Source organism: Azonexus caeni, assembly GCF_048146105.1.
Taxonomy (GTDB): domain Bacteria; phylum Pseudomonadota; class Gammaproteobacteria; order Burkholderiales; family Rhodocyclaceae; genus Azonexus; species Azonexus aromaticus_B.
This window is the reverse complement of record NZ_JBKJAD010000013.1, coordinates 24791-43135: the sequence shown is the minus strand read 5'-3', so window position 1 is coordinate 43135 and position 18345 is coordinate 24791. Positions and strand designations below refer to the sequence as shown.

16 protein-coding genes are annotated in these 18345 nt (G+C 66.2%); 9 read left to right on the top strand and 7 right to left on the bottom strand.

Going from position 1 to position 18345, the window contains the following annotated elements:
• Position 1: 1 nt before the first annotated feature.
• Positions 2-1450 (bottom strand): complex I subunit 4 family protein, encoded by a 1449-nt coding sequence (locus ACLIIZ_RS13035; protein WP_416692746.1) that lies wholly within the window; start codon positions 1448-1450, stop codon positions 2-4.
• A gap of 161 nt (positions 1451-1611) precedes the next feature.
• Between ACLIIZ_RS13035 and ACLIIZ_RS13030 the strand changes: the two genes are divergently transcribed.
• A complete protein-coding gene (locus ACLIIZ_RS13030) occupies positions 1612-2196 on the top strand; it encodes a response regulator (RefSeq protein WP_416692745.1) in 585 nt (194 codons plus the stop codon).
• A 102-nt stretch (positions 2197-2298) separates the two neighbouring features.
• The gene (locus ACLIIZ_RS13025) at positions 2299-3816 is read left to right on the top strand and encodes a methyl-accepting chemotaxis protein (RefSeq protein WP_416692743.1); all 1518 of its coding nucleotides are present in this window, start codon (positions 2299-2301) and stop codon (positions 3814-3816) included.
• Here ACLIIZ_RS13025 and ACLIIZ_RS13020 read toward each other — a convergent pair.
• Genes ACLIIZ_RS13020 through ACLIIZ_RS13010 form a run of 3 tightly spaced genes read right to left on the bottom strand, consistent with a single transcriptional unit; the run spans position 3813 to position 8918 of the window.
• Positions 3813-4295: a WbuC family cupin fold metalloprotein gene (locus ACLIIZ_RS13020; RefSeq protein WP_416692741.1), complete on the bottom strand. Its 483-nt coding sequence runs from the start codon at positions 4293-4295 to the stop codon at positions 3813-3815. The two genes, ACLIIZ_RS13025 and ACLIIZ_RS13020, sit on opposite strands and share 4 nt — an antisense overlap.
• Entirely contained in the window at positions 4292-7738 is a 3447-nt protein-coding gene (gene dnaE, locus ACLIIZ_RS13015; protein ID WP_416692739.1) for a DNA polymerase III subunit alpha, read from the bottom strand. Before dnaE ends, ACLIIZ_RS13020 begins: the two co-directional genes overlap by 4 nt.
• A gap of 25 nt (positions 7739-7763) precedes the next feature.
• Positions 7764-8918 carry a benzoate/H(+) symporter BenE family transporter gene (locus ACLIIZ_RS13010; RefSeq protein WP_416692737.1) on the bottom strand — a complete coding sequence of 385 codons (1155 nt, stop codon included), beginning with the start codon at positions 8916-8918 and terminating at the stop codon, positions 7764-7766.
• A 116-nt stretch (positions 8919-9034) separates the two neighbouring features.
• Here ACLIIZ_RS13010 and ACLIIZ_RS13005 point away from each other — a divergent pair, with 116 nt between their 5' ends.
• Complete coding sequence (locus ACLIIZ_RS13005) at positions 9035-9820, top strand: enoyl-CoA hydratase (protein WP_416692736.1); 786 nt, start codon at positions 9035-9037, stop codon at positions 9818-9820.
• On the opposite strand, the gene ACLIIZ_RS13000 is transcribed toward ACLIIZ_RS13005, so the two are convergent.
• On the bottom strand, positions 9821-12379 hold the full coding sequence (locus tag ACLIIZ_RS13000) for a putative bifunctional diguanylate cyclase/phosphodiesterase (protein ID WP_416692733.1): 2559 nt from the start codon (positions 12377-12379) through the stop codon (positions 9821-9823).
• 116 nt (positions 12380-12495) lie between these two features.
• Between ACLIIZ_RS13000 and ACLIIZ_RS12995 the strand changes: the two genes are divergently transcribed.
• From ACLIIZ_RS12995 to ACLIIZ_RS12980, 4 genes are all read left to right on the top strand, one after another.
• Positions 12496-13629 carry an exo-alpha-sialidase gene (locus tag ACLIIZ_RS12995; RefSeq protein ID WP_416692731.1) on the top strand — a complete coding sequence of 378 codons (1134 nt, stop codon included), beginning with the start codon at positions 12496-12498 and terminating at the stop codon, positions 13627-13629.
• Positions 13626-14174, top strand: coding sequence for a hypothetical protein (locus tag ACLIIZ_RS12990; RefSeq protein ID WP_416692729.1), 549 nt, complete (start codon positions 13626-13628; stop codon positions 14172-14174). The genes ACLIIZ_RS12995 and ACLIIZ_RS12990 overlap by 4 nt, the downstream gene beginning before the upstream one ends.
• Positions 14175-14296: 122 nt before the next feature.
• On the top strand, positions 14297-14905 hold the full coding sequence (locus tag ACLIIZ_RS12985; protein ID WP_416692727.1) for a hypothetical protein: 609 nt from the start codon (positions 14297-14299) through the stop codon (positions 14903-14905).
• A 9-nt stretch (positions 14906-14914) separates the two neighbouring features.
• Complete coding sequence (locus ACLIIZ_RS12980; RefSeq protein ID WP_416692725.1) at positions 14915-15436, top strand: hypothetical protein; 522 nt, start codon at positions 14915-14917, stop codon at positions 15434-15436.
• 18 nt (positions 15437-15454) lie between these two features.
• On the opposite strand, the gene ACLIIZ_RS12975 is transcribed toward ACLIIZ_RS12980, so the two are convergent.
• Together ACLIIZ_RS12975 and ACLIIZ_RS12970 are read right to left on the bottom strand one after the other, a co-directional pair.
• Positions 15455-16255, bottom strand: a complete 801-nt coding sequence (locus ACLIIZ_RS12975) for a response regulator (protein WP_416692723.1) — start codon at positions 16253-16255, stop codon at positions 15455-15457.
• A 49-nt stretch (positions 16256-16304) separates the two neighbouring features.
• Positions 16305-16856: a flavodoxin family protein gene (locus ACLIIZ_RS12970; RefSeq protein ID WP_416692721.1), complete on the bottom strand. Its 552-nt coding sequence runs from the start codon at positions 16854-16856 to the stop codon at positions 16305-16307.
• A 130-nt stretch (positions 16857-16986) separates the two neighbouring features.
• On the opposite strand from ACLIIZ_RS12970, the gene ACLIIZ_RS12965 reads away from it, so the two are divergent.
• On the top strand, positions 16987-17904 hold the full coding sequence (locus tag ACLIIZ_RS12965) for a LysR family transcriptional regulator (protein WP_416692719.1): 918 nt from the start codon (positions 16987-16989) through the stop codon (positions 17902-17904).
• Entirely contained in the window at positions 17905-18345 is a 441-nt protein-coding gene (locus ACLIIZ_RS12960; protein WP_416692717.1) for a hypothetical protein, read from the top strand.

Here is an 18345-nt window from a genome sequence, read left to right as displayed (position 1 = left end):
CTCAGCTCCCCGCGAACAGGGCGGCAAGGCGTGCCGTACTGCCGCCGACCAAGGTCAGCAGCGGCGTCGGCCACACCCCGAGGAAGACGATCGCCAGCGCCAGCAAGCTGGCGGCAACCGTCTCGCTGCGCGTCAGGTCGGCCAGCGTCGCCCCCGCCGGCGCCGGCTGGCAGAAACGGCCGATCACCCGCAGGCCGTAGGCCGCCGCGACCAGCATGGCAATGCCCAGCGCCACCACGGCAAACCCCCAGCGCCCGTAGGCGCCGTACAGGACGTGCAGTTCGGCGACGAAACCGGCACTGCCCGGCAGACCAATCGCCGCCAGCAGGCCGAAAGCGATGAAGAAGGCGAAGCGTGGCGCCAGCCCGTACAGACCGCCGTAGTCGGCGAGGTCGCGGCGGTGCGTGCGCCGGTAGAGGAGACCGACGATCAGGAACAGCAGCGCCGCCGCCAGCCCGTGCGCAACCATCTGTAGCACGGCGCCATTGAAGCCGGCGGGGTTGAGCGCGGCGATGCCGAGCAGGACGACGCCCATGTGCGAAATCGACGAGTAGGCGACCATCCCCTTCAGGTCCTGCTGGCGCCAGGCGAGCAGCGCGCCGTAGAGCAGGCTGCCCAGCGCCAGCAGCAGCAGCCAGGACTGCATCGCCTGGAAGGCGGCGGGCAAGGTCTCGGCGGCGCGCAGCAGGCCGTAGGCGCCCATTTTCAGCAGCACGCCGGAAAGCAGGATGGACACCGGGCTCGGCGCCTCGACGTGGGCCAGCGGCAACCAGCCGTGCAGCGGAACGACCGGCATCTTGACCGCGAAACCAATGAACAGCCCGGCAAAGATCAGCAGTTGCAGTGGCAGCGGCAGGCTGCGCCCGCCCTGCGCCATGTCGTGCATGGCGAAACTGTGGCCGGGCGCCGCGTCATAGAGGAAAAGCAGCGCCACCAGCATGAACACCGAGCCGCCCAGGGTATACAGAAAGAAGTTGAGTGCCGCGCGTTGCCGGTTGTCGCCGCCGAGACGGTCGATCATGAAGAACAGCGGAATCAGCGTCGCTTCCCAGAAGACGTAGAAGAGCGACCAGTCGCGCGCGGTGAACACGCCGAACATCGCCGATTCGAGCAGCAACAGCAGGCAGTAATAGAGCTTGCCGCCGCCCGGGATGCCGCGCGAGACGATCACCGCGACCAGCGTCAGGACGGCGCTCAGCGTCAGCATGGCGAGCGAGATGCCATCGACGCCGAGCGCGAAGTAGGAACCGAGGCGGACGTTCCAGGCCTGGCTCTCGTACATCTGGACGGCAGCGCCGGCCGGATCGAAGCGCAGCAGCAGGCCGCCGACCAGCAGCAGCGCCAGCAGCGCCGCCAGCAACGCCAGCCGCCATTGCAGTTGCGCCCGTGCCGGCGCCACGGCCAGCAGGGCAGCGCCGACAACCGGCAGGAAAACCAGCAGCTTGAGCACCCCCGTACCCGCTCCCGTGATTATGAATTTTTGATGCGCGGATTATGCCAGTCTCCTCGGCGGCTTTGGCAAAATCGGAAAATCCGGCTGCCTGAGATTCTTTACACAAAGGTAACGGCTTTCGGTTACAATTTGGCAAATTTGCAATTTTGGCGACAACAATGGCAGACAACGAATTTCTCAGCACCCGTCAGGCCGCGCAACGTTTGGGCGTCTCCCTGGGCACGGTCCAGAACATGGTTGAAAACGGCGTCCTCGATGCCTGGAAGACGGCCGGCGGTCATCGCCGGATTCCGGCCAGCTCGGTGGATGCCCTGCTCGCCAAGCGGCGCAAGCAGATCGCCCGCAACGGCGACGCCGCCGGCCAGCTCGACATCCTGATCGCCGAAGACGATCCGACCTTGCAGAAGCTCTACCGGATGACTTTCGACAGCTGGAAGCTGCCGGTGACCCTGCGCATCGTCGGCGACGGCTTTGAAGGCCTGCTGCAGGTCGGGCAGCGCATGCCGGACATCCTGATCGCCGATCTGATGATGCCGGGCATGGACGGTTTCGAAATGATCCGCCGCCTGCGCGCGATGCCCGAACTGAGCCCGATGGACATCATCGTCGTCAGCGCCATCGACGCCCAGGAAATCCGTCAGAAGGAAATGCCCCAGGACGTCACTGTCTTCGGCAAACCGATTCCCTTCCACGAAATCAAGGGTTTCCTGCTCGGCCGGCTGGCGGCGCGGCAGCGCACCTGACGCGACACACCATTCCGGAATAGATCGCCCACAAGGGTGACAGGAAGGCCCACGAGAGGCATTCCCTACGGAGAGCAAGGCAAATCGGAGGAGGAGACATCAATGGGCTGGTTTGGCAATTCGGCATCGCTGGAAAAGGTTGATCGGGACATCGCGGCGATTGCCGATGGCACCGCCGATCTTGCCCAGCCGGTCGGCAGCGGCGGCGGCGATGTCGCCGGACGCATCGCCGGCAATCTCAACCGCTTCTTCACCCGCATCCGCGGCCTGATCACGCATGCCCGCAACAGCAGCGTCAGCATCGCCGCCGACGCGGCGCGCATGAACCACCTGGTGCAACTGACCGGCGACGCGGTACGCCGCCAGGAAGTGCTGGCCGAGGACATCTTCGCCTCGAGCAACCGGGTCAACCAGGCGGTCGGCGACGTCGCCAGCAACGCCGACGCGATCCAGGCGTCGACGCAGAACAATCTGGAAATGGCGCAACGCTCGCTGAGCCAGATGGAATCGGTCGCCAACACGATGCGCTCGACCAACGAGCACATCGAGCACTTCTCGACGACGGTCGTCGAACTGCATAGCAGTTCGATGAAGATCAACGAGATCGTCTCGCTGATCAACGACATTTCCGACCAGACCAACCTGCTCGCCCTCAACGCGGCGATCGAGGCCGCCCGCGCCGGCGAGGCCGGCCGCGGCTTCGCCGTCGTCGCCGACGAGGTGCGCAAGCTGGCCGAGAAGGTCAAGACGGCGACCCTGGTGATCGGCCAGAACACGCAGTCGATGATCGACCTGGTCGCCGACACCTCGACCCGGACGCAAACCATCGTCGGCGAAGTCACCCGCGCCAACGACCATATCGGTACTTCGGCACGCGACCTCGGCAGCATGGTCGGCGACTTCAAGCGCACCACCGAGCAGTTGTCGACGATCGCCAGCGCGATCTACAAGCTGCGCGAGAGCAACCAGGCGATCCACCGCGAGGTCGAGGAAATCCGCAACCATTCGGTCGACATCTCCGGACGCATGAAACAGTGTCAGGATTCGGCGAAGACGCTGCGCGAATCGACCGAAGATCTGCAATGCACGCTCGCCGACTTCCGCACCGGCAACAGCATGTTCGATACCCTGCACGACCGCTGCATCGGCTTCCGCGACGCCGTCGCCGCCATCCTGCAGCGCCTCGCCGAGCGCGGCGTCGATGTCTTCGACCAGGCCTACAAGGAAATCCCCGGCTCCAACCCGAAGCGCTACACGACCGTCTACGACGCCCAGTGCGACAAGGAACTGACCAGCCTCTACGACCGCCTGCTCGGCGAACTGCCCGGCCTCGTCTATTCGCTGGCCGTCGACAGCAACGGCTACGCGCCGGCCCACAACGGCAACTTCTCTCACCCGCCCAGCGGCGACCCCGCGGTGGACCTGGCGAAGTGCCGGCACAAGCGCCTGTTCAACGACCCGGTCGGCATCAAGCTGGCGCGCAACCAGAAATCCTCGCTGTTCCAGACCTATGTCCGCGACACCGGCGAAATCCTCAACGACCTGTCGATGCCGATCAGCATCAACGGCCGCCACTGGGGCGCCGTGCGCATCGGCTTCAAGAGCGAACTGGTCGCTTAAGCCTGGTTGGCGGCAAAGAGGGCGTGCAGGCCGGCCAGGTAGTCACGCCCCGCGGGCGCCGACTCGGCCGGCGCCCAGGCCGCGCGCTCGACATCGAGCGCCGGATTATAGGGGCCGGCCTTGACCTCGAAGATGACGGTTCCGGTGTCGAGCGCGACGACGCTGTGATAGACGCCGGCGGCCAGCTCGACGCCGAGCACCTCACCCCCCGCTTCCAGCAGGCAGGTTTCCTGCACCCGACCGCCATTGTCGAACAGGATCAGCCCCAGGCGACCGCGCAGCAGGGTCAACGTCTCCCGCTTGCCCGGGGCGGAATGGCGATGCGGCACGACATAGGAATCCGGCTCGATCGCGATGAGCAGGCGCTGCACGGGTTCGGCGGCATCCTGATGCAGATTGCGATGCAGGCGACGACGCGCCGACCCGCGCGCCGCATCGACCAGCGCGTCGAGCATCGCGCGATCGATGCGGATCGTCATGAATAAACGATCTCGACGTTCTCCGGCTGCAGCCATTCGGACAAGGCTTCGAGCAGCGCATCGTCGAGACGGACCTGCAAGGCCTGACCGAGCAGCAGGTCGCACTGGGCGCTGCTGTTGCGGTAGCGCACCCGGACCGCCGCCGGCCCCGGCGCGAAGGGTTGCAGCAGCGCGCGCAGGCGGCTGGCATCCGCCGTGCCGTTCATCTTCAGCAGCAGGTGCTTGGCAAAGCGCGCCCGCGCTTCGCCAAGGGTCATCAGGCGTTCGGCGGCGACGGCGTTGCCGCCGGAGAAGTCGTCGTAACGGACCTTGCCTTCGACGAGCAGGATTTCGTCGGTGACGATCTTGCCGCGTTCGGCCTCGAACAACTCGTTGAACACCGAGACTTCGACCATCGTCGTCCCGTCGTCGAGCTGGACGAAGAGCATCTTGCCGCGGCGCGTCATCTGCGTGCGCACGCCGACCACGACGCCGGCCAGCACCTGGAACTCCTTGGACGGTTCGAGCCGGTTCAACGGGCGCCGGACGAAGCGCCCCAGTTCCTTCTTGTAGCTGTTGTACGGGTGACCCGAGAAGAAGAAGCCGAGCGCCGTCTTCTCCTCCATCAACTGCGTCTTCTCGTCCCAGGGCTTGACCGTCAGGTACTGCGGCGCGTGCGCCTCGCCGACATCGCCGAGGTCGAACAGGCTGGTCTGCATCGCGTTGCGCTCGGCCTGTTCGGCAAACTCCATGGCGATGCCGACCGAGGCGAGCAGCTTGTGGCGGTCGGCGTCGATGCTGTCGAAGGCGCCGGCCTTGATCAGCGCCTCGATGGTGCGGCGGTTGACCATGCGCTTGTCGCAGCGCTGGCAGAAATCAAACAGGTCCTTGAACGGACCGCCGGCCTCGCGCGCGCGCAGGATGTCATTGACCGCCTGCTCGCCGGTGCCCTTGACCGCACCGAGGCCGTAGCGAATGGTCGAGCGATCGACCGGCTCGAAACGGTAGGCCGAAGCATTGACGTCGGGACCGAGGACCTTGACCTTGTTGGCGACGGTGTCCTCGTAGAAGATCTTGACCGTGTCGGTGTTGTCCATGTCGGACGACATGGTCGCCGCCATGAAGGCCGCGCAGTGGTACTTCTTCAGCCAGGCGGTGTGATAGGTGACGACGGCGTAGGCGGCGGTGTGCGACTTGTTGAAGCCGTATTCCGCGAACTTGGTCATCAGGTCGAACAACTGCTCGGCGAGCGCCGGATCGTAGCCCTTTTCCTTCGCGCCGGCGGCAATCGTCTCGCGGTGCTTGGCCATTTCCTCGGGCTTTTTCTTGCCCATCGCCCGGCGCAGCATGTCGGCGCCACCGAGCGTGTAGCCGCCGATGATCTGCGAGATCTGCATGACCTGTTCCTGGTACACGATGACGCCGTAAGTCGGCGCCAGGCAGGCGGTCAGGTCGGGGTGGAAATAGTCGATCGCCTGCTGGCCCTTCTTGCGCAGGATGAAGTCGTCCACCATCCCGGAGCCGAGCGGGCCGGGACGATAGAGCGCGAGCACGGCGATGATGTCTTCGAAACGGTCGGGTGCCAGCTTTTTCAGCAGCTTCTTCATGCCTTCCGATTCGACCTGGAAGATCGCCGTCGTGTTGGCATCCTTCAGGATCTGGTAGGCCCCCGGGTCTTCGAAGCCGAGCGACATCAGGTCGAGCTTCTCGCCGGTCATGCGCTCGATGTACTTGAGCGCCAGTTCGATAATCGTCAGGTTGCGCAGGCCGAGGAAGTCGAACTTGACCAGACCGGCCTTCTCGACGTCGTCCTTGTCGAACTGCGAGACCGGCGAGGCGTCGGCGCCGGTGGCCTGGTAGATCGGGCAGAACTCGGTGATCTTGCCCGGCGCGATCAGCACGCCGCCGGCGTGCATGCCGACGTTACGCGTCAAATCCTCGAGACGGCTGGCCAGGTCGAACAGTTCGCGGATGGTTTCGCCGTCGCCGTCGCCCTCCATCATCTCGCGTAGCTGCGGCTCCTGCTCCAGCGCCTCGGCCAGCGACACCGGCTTGTTCTGGACGATGGGGATCAGCTTCGAGATGCGGTCGCACATCGAATAAGGCAGGCCGAAGACGCGGCCGACGTCGCGGATCACCGCCTTCGACGACATGGTGCCGAAGGTGGCGATCTGGCTCACCGCGTCGGCGCCGTAGTGCTCGCGCACGTACTCGATGACGCGCCAGCGGTTGTCCTGGCAGAAGTCGACGTCGAAGTCGGGCATCGAGACCCGCTCCGGGTTGAGGAAGCGCTCGAACAGCAGGGCGTAGGCGAGCGGGTCGAGGTCGGTGATGCGCAGGCTGTAGGCGACCAGCGAACCGGCGCCGGAACCCCGCCCGGGGCCGACCGGCACGCCGTTCTGCTTGGCCCAGTTGATGAAGTCGGCAACGATCAGGAAGTAGCCGGGGAAGCCCATCTGGACGATGGTATTGCACTCGAAGGCGAGCCGCTCGTCGTATTCCGGGCGGCGTTGCTGGCGGACTTCCGGGTCAGGATAGAGTTCGGCAAGACGGACTTCGAGGCCTTTCTTCGCCTCGTCGACGAGGAATTCGTCGATCGTCATGCCGGGCGGGATCGGGAAGTTGGGCAGGAAGTTCTTGCCCAGCGTCATCTCGATGTTGCAGCGGCGGGCGATTTCCAGCGTGTTTTCCAGCGCTTCCGGCAGGTCGGCGAACAGCTCGCACATTTCGTCCTGCGACTTGAAGTACTGCTCCTCGGTGTAGATCTTCGGCCGCCGGTGGTCGCCCAGCACGTAACCTTCGGCGATGCAGACGCGCGCCTCGTGGGCGCGGAAGTCGTCGCGGTTCATGAACTGGATCGGGTGCGTGGCGACCAGCGGGATGCCGGTTTCGCCGGCCAGGTCGGCGGTCTGCTGGACGATCGCTTCCTGCTGCGGCTGGCCGTAGCGCTGCACTTCGAGGTAGAAGGCATCGGGAAAGATTGCCTCCCAGGCCTGCGCACGTTCGGTCGCCAGGTCGAAATTGCCGTTCAGCAGCGCTTCGCCGACATCGCCGAGATGCGCGCCGGAAAGGGCGATCAGGCCGTCGCAACCGATTTCGGCGAACCATTCGCGGCGGATCTCGGCGCGGTCGCGCCGGCCCTCGGTGGTGTAAGCGCGGGTCAGCAGTTCGCACAACTGCTGGTAGCCCTGGCGGTTGCGCACCAGCAGCAGCAGGCGGCTGGGAGCGTCCGGCGCTTCCGGGTTGGCGATCCAGACATCGGCGCCGGCCACCGGCTTGACGCCCTTGCCGCGGGCACCGGTATAGAACTTGACGAGGCCGAACAGGTTGCCGAGGTCGGTCAGCGCCAGCGCCGGCATGCCGTCGCCGGCTGCCCGCTTGACCGCGTCGCCGATGCGGACGATGCCGTCGGTGACCGAATATTCCGAATGGAGACGAAGATGAACGTAGCGCGGCGAATTCATCGCCGGGATTTTACCTCGCCCGACCTCATCGCGGCGGCACCAGTTTGAGAACCAGGAGTCCCAGCAACAATCCCCAGAAGGCGCTGCCGATGCCGAACAGCGACATCCCCGAGGCGGTGGCCAGGAAGGTGACCAGCGCCGCTTCCCGCTCGCGCTCGTCGGCGAGCGCCGCGCCGAGGCTGTTGCCGATCGTGCCGAGCAGTGCCAGCCCGGCAATCGCCGCGATCAGCGCCGCCGGCAGCGCGCCGAACAGCGCGGCGACGGTGGCGCCGAAGAGGCCGGTGAACAGGTAGAAGACGCCGGCCCAGACCGACGCCCGGTAGCGCTGCGCCGGATCGGGATCGGCCGCCGGGCTCATGCAGATGGCGGCGGTGATCGCCGCCAGGTTGAAGGCGAAGCCGCCGAAGGGCGCCAGCAGCAGGCCAGTGACGCCGGTCCAGGTGATCAGCGGCGAGGCCGGCGTCGGATAGCCGTTGGCGCGCAACACCGCCAGGCCGGGAACGTTCTGGCTGGCCATGGTGACGATGAACAGCGGCAGGCCGACACCGATCAGCGTGGTCAGCGAAAACGTCGGCGTCGTCCACACCGGCAGCGCCAGCGTCAGGCTCACCGCCTCGCCGTGGATCATGCCGCCGGCCGCGGCGAGCAGCAGGCCGACGAGGAAGGCGAGCGGCACCGCGTAGCGCGGCAGCCAGCGGCGGCCGGCGAAATAGACGGCGAACATCGCCCCGACCAGCAGCAACTCGCTACCCAGCGAGGTGAACAGCGCCATCCCGAAACGCACCAGGACGCCGGCCAGCAGCGCCGCCGCCAGCGATTTCGGAACGTGGCGCATGATCGCCTCGAACAGCCCGAAGACGCCGCAGACGACGATCAGCGCCGAAGCAAACAGGAAGGCGCCGATCGCCTCGCTCATCGGCACGCCGGTGAGACCAACGGCGAGCAGCGCCGCCCCCGGCGTCGACCAGGCGGTCAGCACCGGCGCCTTGAACCACAGCGACAAGCCGACCGAGGTGGCAAACATGCCGATGCCGAGCGCCCACAACCACGAGCCGATCATTTCTGCCCCAGCCCCGGCAGCGCTCGCCGCCTGGAAGACGATCGCTGCCGAACTGGTGTAGCCGACGAGGACGGCGATGAACCCGGCGGTCAGGTGGGAGACGGAAAACAGGCGGCGCATGGCGGCAACATCCGGAAAAACAGCCCGGCATCATAGCAGGCGGCCGACGGCTGGAGCCCGCCCGGCTTCTCGGTTACAGTCGCAACTCACCAACAAAACCGATAGAGGAGACCCGCATGAATGAAGAATCCTGCCTGTTGCGCGACGACCGTGGCGACGGCCTGACCACGCTGACCCTGAACCGGCCCGGCCAGTTCAACTCGCTGTCGCGTGAGATGCTGACGGCGCTGCAGAGCGAACTCGACGCCATCGCCGCCGACGAGACAGTCCGCGTCGTCGTCATCGCCGGGGCCGGCAAGGCCTTCTGCGCCGGCCACGATCTCAAGGAAATGCGCGCCAACCACAGCAAGGAATTCATGCAGGCGCTGTTCCGTCAGTGCGGCGAACTGATGCTCACCATCACCCGCCTGCCGCAGCCGGTGATCGCCCGCGTGCACGGCATCGCCACCGCCGCCGGCTGCCAGCTGGTGTCGATGTGCGACCTGGCGGTGGCCGCCGACGTGGCCAAGTTCGCCGTCTCCGGCATCAACGTCGGCCTCTTCTGCTCGACGCCGGCAGTCGGCCTGGCGCGCAACCTGGGGCGCAAGGCGGCGCTGGAAATGCTGCTCACCGGCGACTTCATCGACGCCATGGAAGCCCGCGCCAAGGGCCTGGTCAACCGCGTCGTCCCGGCCGATGCGCTGGATGCCGAAGTCGAACGCCTGGCCGGCTCCATCCTCGCCAAGAGCGCCGTCGCCGTGCGCATGGGCAAGGGGATGTTCTACAAGCAGCTGGAAATGGGCCTCGCCGACGCCTACGACTACGCTGGCGAGGTGATGGCCTGCAACATGATGAGCGAGGATGCCGGCGAAGGCATCGACGCTTTCATGCAGAAACGCAAGCCCGCCTACAAGGGCTGCTGATCAGGCCGGCGGCAGCCAGTCCCGGGGCAGGATGACCGGGGCCGGGCGGCCGATGTAGTAGCCCTGGGCGCGGTGGATTTCCATGCGTTCGAGTTCGCGCAGCACATCCGGCGACTCGACGTACTCGGCAACCACCGCAATGCCCATTTCCCGCGCCAGCGAACGGATGCTGGTGACGAAGGTGCGGTCCTTGTTGTTGACCAGCATGTTGGCAATGAAGTCGCCCTCGATCTTCAGGTAGTCGATCGGGAAGCGCCGCAGGTAGTGGAAGGACGAGAAACCGGAACCGAAATCGTCGATCGCCAGCTTGAAGCCGTCGGCCTTGAGGTCGATCAGGAAACGTTCGAGCAGGGCCAGGTTCTTCACCGTGTCGCGCTCGGTGATCTCGAACACGATGCGATCCGGCTCGACGCCGCTGGCGGCGATGATGCGGCGCAGGTCGCGGGCGAACTCGCTGAACACCAGGGCGCGCGGCGACAGGTTGACGAAGATTTCGCCGTCGTGCCCCTGCTGCGTCAGCGAGTGCAACGCCCGCTCCAGCACCAGCATGTCGAGACGATGGATGACACCGATCTTCTCGGCGATCTCGACGAACTCGTCGGCGCGGATCATCTCGCCCTGCAGATCGATGCGCGACAGCACCTCGTAGGCGACGACCTGGCGCGTCGCCACGTCGAGGATGGGCTGGAAGTAGGGAACGATGCGCTGGTTCTCGATCGCCTCGACGACCATCAGGCTCTTCTGCGAAATGTCGCGGAAAATTTCGACGACGTCGTCCGGGGTCGGGATCGCCACCTGGTCCTTACCCGCCGCCTTGGCCCGGTACATCATGTTGTCGGCGAACATCAGCAGGTCCTTGGTGCTGTCCGCGTGATCCGGATAGACCGCCATGCCGATCGACGCCGTGCCGCGCAGGCGCACGCCTTCCGGCGTGATCACCTCGAGCTGCTCGACGGCGCTGCGCACCCGCTGCGCCACCACGACCACCGACTCCTGCGTCGCTTCCGGCAGCACGGCGACGAACTCGTCGCCGCCGTAGCGGACCAGGATGTCGCCGTCGCGCAGCGCCCCCTGGACCTGGCGCGCGAAGCGCTGCAGGTAGGTGTCGCCGACGGTATGGCCGTGGTTGTCGTTGACCAGCTTGAAGTTGTCGAGGTCGATCAGCAGCAGGCCGAAGCTGTAGCCGTTGCGCTGGGCGCGGCCGATCTCGTAGGACGAGAGTTCCCAGAAGACGCGCTGGTTGAAGAGGTCGGTCAGCGGGTCGCGCGTTGCGTAATACTCCAGGTCGCGCGTGTACTTGTAGATCGCCTTGACCGAGCCGACGACGTTGAGCAGCGTCGACAGCACGCTCTCGACCACCAGGTAGCGCGTCTCGTCGTCGAGCACCCCGGCATGGACGCCGATGCCGACGATGCCGCCGATCTTCGGCTTGTCGACGAAGAAGGACTTGGCGCGCAAGGACACTTCGGCATCGCTCAGCTCGACCACCGGCCCGTCGCTGTTGGCGACATGGTGATGCACCGCGAAGCTGCCGCAGTCCGAGAAGGTCGCCGTGCGCATCAGTTCTTCGTGGATGTAGTGCTCCATCCGCCGTTTGGTGTCGGAGGACACCGGGCCGTACCAGAAAACTTCGAGGTCGAACATCTCGTCGTCGATCTTGAAGATCGAGAACAGCGTGTGCGCCGGCAGGATGGTGTTGATGTCGATCAGCAGCCGGCTGACGTATTCGCGCCAGTCGCGGACGACATCGGCGGTGATGACGAATTTCTCGAGCAGGCCGATTTCGAAACTGAGGATGTCCTTGTCCACGGCAATGCCGCGCACCTTGTCGAGCAGGGCGCGCAAGGCCTGGTCGATCCGGTTGAGTTCGACGAAGACGAAATCGCGCTCGGTCACCGCCAGCGCCTTCAGATCGCCCACCGCGCCGACCTGGTCGAACTCCTGCTGCAGGCTTTCGACCGCCCCCTCGATGCGCCGCCCGACCCACCACACGGCAGCGCCGGCGAGGACCGCCGCCAGCGGCACCAGCAGGGCAAAAGCCAATAACAGTTCATGGCGGGCATCGGCGAGCAGACCGGCGTACTCCTGGCGGACTTCGATCGCCCCCAGGGCGACGCCGGGCTGGACGTTGGTATGGCATTTCAGGCAGCGCTCGTCGGCGAGCAGCGGATAGATATGACGCGCTTCTTCCTTGCTGTCGATCCGGGCCGCGCGGCCGCTGCGCAGGGCTTCGGCGAGCGGCGCGTCGATCGGCGGCTGGGCGATCTCGCCGTACAGGTCGACCACCGGCTGACCGCGGTAAATCTGCACCTGCATGCTGCTGCCTGCCCCGGAACCAGCCATTTCGCGCAGGAAATCGTCAGCCTGCTTGCGGCTCCAGCCCTGGCTCATCAACTGGTACATCGAAGCGAAGGTGATCCGGGTGGCGGCGTCGGACGCGCGCGCGGCGTTGGTCCGCACGATGTTGTCGAATACCCGGTCGAGCGACCAGTAGGCGCCCCCGAAAAACAAGGCGGCGACCACGGCCGAGGTCGCCAGTATGAAACTGTTGATGCGCATAGCGTTCTCCCCGCGCAGAGAGTATCACCAAATCCGCCCGATCCATCGCCAGAGGCGAATGCCGCAAGTATGTCACGCCGGCCGTCCGACCGACCGCCAGGGTTACAATCCGGCCCATGTTGCCCCTCCCGGCCCTCTCCCCGCTACTGCTACGCCATCTGCGCTGGCTGGCGCCCGGCCTTTTCCTCGCCGCCCTCGCCGCTGCCGCCGTCCAGGCACCGCGCGCCGCGGCGACCGGTTTCGTCGTGCCGGCCGCCCGCCCCGCCCCGCCTGCGCCACCGCTCTACCAGGCGCGGATGCTGCCTGGCACCGGTTCCGCCGCCGCCAGCCCGAGCCTGGCCCGGCTTGCCGACGGCACGCTGGTCACCGCCTGGGTCGGCAGTGCCGGCGGCAAGTACGCGCAGGACGCGATCTGGTTCAGCCGCCTGGTCGACGGCCAATGGCAGGAGCCGCTGCCGCTGACCACGCGGGAGGACACGGCGGGCGCCGTCTTCGCCCATATCGACCGCCTCGCCCAGCCGGTGCTCGCCGCCGCCGGCGAGCGCCTGCAACTCTGGTACAGCGCCAGCGGCACCGGCGGTCTCGGCGGCTTCCTGCTGTACAGCGCGTCGGACGACGGCGGCCACTACTGGCAGCGACCCGCCCTGCGCCGCACCACACCGCTCGCCACCCGCGCCCCGCTGGCGCAAGCGCCGCTGCCGCTGGCCGACGGCGGCTTCGGCCTGCCGCTCAGCCAGTCCGGCCTGCGCCCGCACGGTGCTTGGCTACGCGTCGACCAGGCCGGACGCATCGTCGACCAGCGCCGTTTGCCGGTCGGCAACGCCAACCCGGCAATCGCCGCCAGCGACGACGCCCGCGCCATGGCCTTACTGACGACTTCCACGGAGCCCGATCTGGCCGCCGCGCGCAGCATCGACGGCGGCGAGAGCTGGCAAGCGGCGCCCGCGCCGACCGTCGCCAACCCCGGCACGCCGCTGGCGCTGCTGCGCCTGACCAGCGGTCGCCTGCTGCTGGCCGGCAACGAGGGCACTGGTCGCGGCCGCCTGGCGCTCTGGCTGAGCGACCCGCAAGGCAGGGAATGGCACCTGGCGCGCCGCGTCGAGGACGCCGCCGACGCCACCGCCGACTTCTCCGAGCCAGCGCTACTGCAGGCCGCCGACGGCCGCATCCACCTCGTTTATGCCTGGCGCCGCCAGGGCATCCGCCACCTCGCCTTCAACGAGGCCTGGCTCGCCGGAGACCAGCCATGAACCTGCTTGCCGCCTATGGCCTGCTCGCCCACGGCCTGATCTTCGGCGGCCTGGTCAGCCTGCTGCCGCTCGGCGTGCTGCGTCCGCACGCGGCGCTGGCGGGAACCACGGTCGCCCTGCTGGCCGGCATCGCGCCGGCACTGCACGCGCTGTTCGGACCGCCCTCGCTGACCCTGCTGCTCCTGGCGCTGCTCCACCTGCAGCAGCGGCCGCTGGTACCGCTGACCTATCCGGCGGCGCTGGTCGTCGTCGGTATCGCCGCCCTCTTCTACCCGGCCGCGCTCGGCTGGGGCAGCTTCGATCCCTACGCCCTCGGCTACCAGCCCTTGCCCTTGCTGGCAGCGCTGGCGCCGCTCGGTCTTGTCCTCTGCTGGCGCGGCAACAACGCCTGGCTGCTGATCCTCGCCGCCGGCCTCGCCGCCTACGCCGGCGGTCTCTTCGCCAACCTCTGGGATGCCCTGCTCGACCCGCTGCTGGTCCTGCTCGCGCTCGGTGTCGTCCTGCGCGGACTGGCGATCCGCCTGATCGTCGCCCGGCGACGCTGAACGACAGGCGGAACATCCGCCCCTCCAGGAAAGCCGCTGCCATCGCCACGAATATTCCATATAATTATGCCGCTGCATTATTCACCAATCTGGTCGACAGCATCCATTTGCGAGGAAAATCGATGGCATCGAAAAACGTGGAAATCGTCGTAACGAACACCGTCGTAGCCCATTACGAAGCGCGCTCCTACCCCGACCAGCAGACCGACGAGGCTGGCTATTACCCGCTCTACAAGGTACCCGTGCATCGCATCCTGGTCCGCGGCAAGAACGCGGCCGACGCTGCAAGTAGCTTCGAGTTCATGGCTCCCCGCTTCATGCCCTACTTCAACGACCCAGAGCATCCCGACCCGCATTACGGGGTCAAGGGATGGGCCAACGCCGGACTGTCGTCGGCCAACAAGATCAAGGTTTCCCGCTACAAGCAGGATTACGCGGTTCACAACCGATATTCGCCCGGCCGAGGCGCCATTGTCCTGCGCAGCACCTTCTACATCCACGCCGGGCCAGCCACGCTGAGCGACTGGGGCTTCGGTTCCGCCGGCTGCATCGAGATCATCGGGAACTACGACGATTTCAAGAATGCCATCGCCGAATTGTCCGGCCTGCCGACCGCCTCCTCCGACAGCGCCATCCAGGCGCTGGTTGCCGCCGGCAAGCTGAGCGTCGTCATTCAGGGCGCCAAGGTGCCGGACATCCGGAACAACCAGACCCGCCTGGTTCACGACTGAAAGGCCAGCATGAAAACCTTCGCTGCCGCGATCACCGCCTGTCTACTGGCGATTTCAGCGATCCCCGGTGACGCCTGGGCCCAGATTCAAACATGTACGCAGAAATTGGCGCCGATCGCCGACGAGCGTCTCGGCCAGGCCGTTGCTACGCTGCTGCGCCAGCATCCCGCGCTCGTGGCACAGGCGGACGACGCGCCCTGCCGGCACGCCAGGGAAACCGCCCGGGCAATCTCGCGGACGGTGGGCCGCGACCACCTCAGGCGTCTGACCGGCTACGAGCTGGTCAAGCTGATCAACGGCGAAAGCTATTTCACGGTGGAGCGTTTCCGGACCTCGTCGCCAGACGAGCTGCAAAAGCTTGCCAGCGCGCTGGATGGCGTGCGCGGACGAAAACTGCGCAGCGAAGCCAACACGGTCTACGCGTATTTCCTGGTCGACGACAGCCTGATCATCATGATTTCTTCCGCCGCCGGGGGAGAGGCCAACGCGGCGCTGTTCGCCGAGATCCGTCGGGGCTTCCCGACGCAGTAGCGCGCCGCCCCGGCCGTTTCAGGAGCGCAGCGCGTCGTTGATCAGGGTGCGCACGCTGGACGCCTCGAACGGCTTGTCGCAGATGGCGGAAACGCCGGCCCGCTCGACCGCGGCTAGGCGCCCCATGTTCTGCTCGCTGGTCACCATCAGCACCGGCACGTCGGCCTGCCAGCTTTGGGTGCGGATGTATTCGGTGAGTTCGCGGCCGTCCATTTCCGGCATGTTGTAGTCGGTGATGACGAGGTCGAACATGTTCTCCTGCAATACCTCGACCGCCTCGCGGCCGTTAACGCATTCGCTGATGCGCGAGATCCCCAGTTCTTCTAGCAAGCGCCGCAGGTAATGGCGGGAAGCCAGACTGTCATCAACGACCAGCACGCGCAGGGCCTCGATGTCGGCGACGTCGAGTTCTTCCGGCGGGTTGAGGTTGTCCACGGCGGCATACAGGGCACGCGCCAGTTGCTGCTCGGTGAAGGGCTTGGCGACGATGGCGCAGGCGCCGGACTGGCGGATCGGTTCGAGCAGTTGCGGCCGGGTTTCGCTGGAGACCAGGATGAAGGGAATGGTTTCCAGCATCGGCTCGGCACGCATCGCCATCACCAGTTCGGTGCCCGGCATGTCCGGCAGGTAGAGGCTGCTGATCACCACCTGCCCGGAATCGGGGTCGTTCAGCGCGGCAAGCGCCGCGCGCGCCGAGGTCACTGCGGTCACCCGCCGGATGCCCTGGTGTTCGAGCATGCGCGTGACGAGGTTGGCCTGCATCTGCGACGGCTCGACCAGCAGGACGACGAGTTCGGCCAGCGAGGAAGTCAGGGCCATGCGGTGCTCTCCGGAAACGACGATGGCCCTCACTATAGCAGCGCGGCGCTTACTTGAAGCGGCTGGCGACGGCGGCAACGCGCTCGCCGAAGCGGCGGGCGGTCTCGATGTCGCCGGCGGGGATTTCGGCGGCCGGGGCATCGGACGGGCATTGCACCATCAGGCCGACCGAACCGCCCAGGCTATTGACGTCGTTGCGCGTCGCCGCCTTGCTGTTGCTCGGCAACATGCCGAGCGACACCCACAGGCCGCCGTGTTGCGAGGCCAGCGTCTGCAGGTAGGCCAGCGTCGAGCCCTTGTCGCCGATCGGGCTGGCGCTGCAACTGAAGCCGGCGAACAGCTTGTCCTGCCAGGCGCGGGTGAACCAGGCCTTGGACGAGGCATCGGCAAACTTCTTGAATTGCCAGCTCGGGCCGCCCATGTAGGTCGGCGTGCCGAAGACGATGGCGCTGGCCGCGGCGAGCTTGTCCCAGGCGCCTTCGGGCAGGTTGCCTTCGGCGTCGATGGCGAGCAGTTCGGCGCCGGCAGCGGCGGCGACGGTTTCGGCAACGCGCTGGGTGTGGCCATAACCGGAGTGATAGACGACGACAACTTGGCTCATGGTGTTTCCTTTCGGGGATGAATTCATGATGAATCGTGTTGAATGAATATATTGCTTTGGCGCCATGGTAAGCCTAGAGTTCAACGGAAAACAGCGAACAATTTCGGTCAATCCATTCATTATTTTTCACATGAAGATCACCCTCGACCAGCTTCAGGTTCTCGACGCCATCGACCACCACGGCAGCTTCACCGCCGCCGCCGCCGTGCTGCACCGGGTACCGTCGGCGCTGTCGCACGCCGTCGCCAAACTGGAAAGCGACCTCGGCACGCCGCTCTTCATCCGCGAAGGCCGCCGCGCCATCCTCAACGACGCCGGCCGCACCCTGCTCGCCGACGGCCGCCACCTGCTGCGCGCCGCCCACGAACTGGAACGCCGGGTACAGCGCATCGCCACCGGCTGGGAAGCCGAGCTGCGCATCGCCATCGACGCCATCATCCCGAGCGAACGCATCTTCCCGTTGATCCGCCAGTTCTACGATGCCGGTCACCAGACCCGGATCAGCCTGAGCAACGAAGTCCTCGGCGGCACCTGGGACGCCCTCGCTGCCGACCGCGCCGACCTCGTGCTCGGCGCCCCCGGCGACCCGCCGGCGCGCGGCGGCATCAGCAGCCGCCTGCTGTGCCGGACGGTGATGCGCCTGGTGGTCGCCGCCGGCCACCCGCTGGCCAGTTGGCAGGGAGCGCTGCCCAGCGCCGAACTGATGCGCCACCGCGCCATCGTCATCGCCGACACCTCGCGCGAGCTGACCGCCCGCAGCATCGGCCTGATCGAAGGCCAGGACGCGCTGCGCGTCCCCGACATGCGCGCCAAGGCCCAGGCCCAACTGGCTGGCCTCGGCGTCGGCCACCTGCCGGCCTGGCTGGCCGACCCGGAAATCGCCGCCGGCCGCCTCGTCGAACTGCAGCTCGCCGACCCGCGACCGCCGCTGCAATCGCAAATCGCCTGGCGCAACCGGCAGATCGGCAAGGCGCTGCGCTGGTTCCTCGACGAACTGGCCAAACCGGTGACACTGGCCATGTTGAGCGAGGGGCTGGGAACGAGCTGAATGGAGCCTTCTGATCTTGCATATGCTACCGTGGCGAAGCAAAGCTATTTCCGCCCTTTCATTCGCCATATCGACATGCCTTACCGACCAAGCTCCGAACACCGCAAGATTCCGAGCGTCATTGTTCACCTGACCGCTGCCATTCATCGTGTATATGGAAGTCGCGCTCAAGACCAAGCCCGTCCCATAGGTGCCTTCTATCCGCAGCACGTAAAAAAAGACAAATGGGAGCACTTGGGCGGCATTTGGTATCGCGCGTACAACGAACAAGAAATACTCTGTCGAAACCTGAACGCCGAAGTCGTCACGGCCTTTGTCCAGAGCATACGCACGGGAGAAAACGCGCGCCTTGCGAATGGCCGAGTCATCACATGGGAGCAAATCCCCTCGCCAGAAGCATCTCTCCTTCCTCCACCATTCCCCCAGAGCAATCCGGCCTGA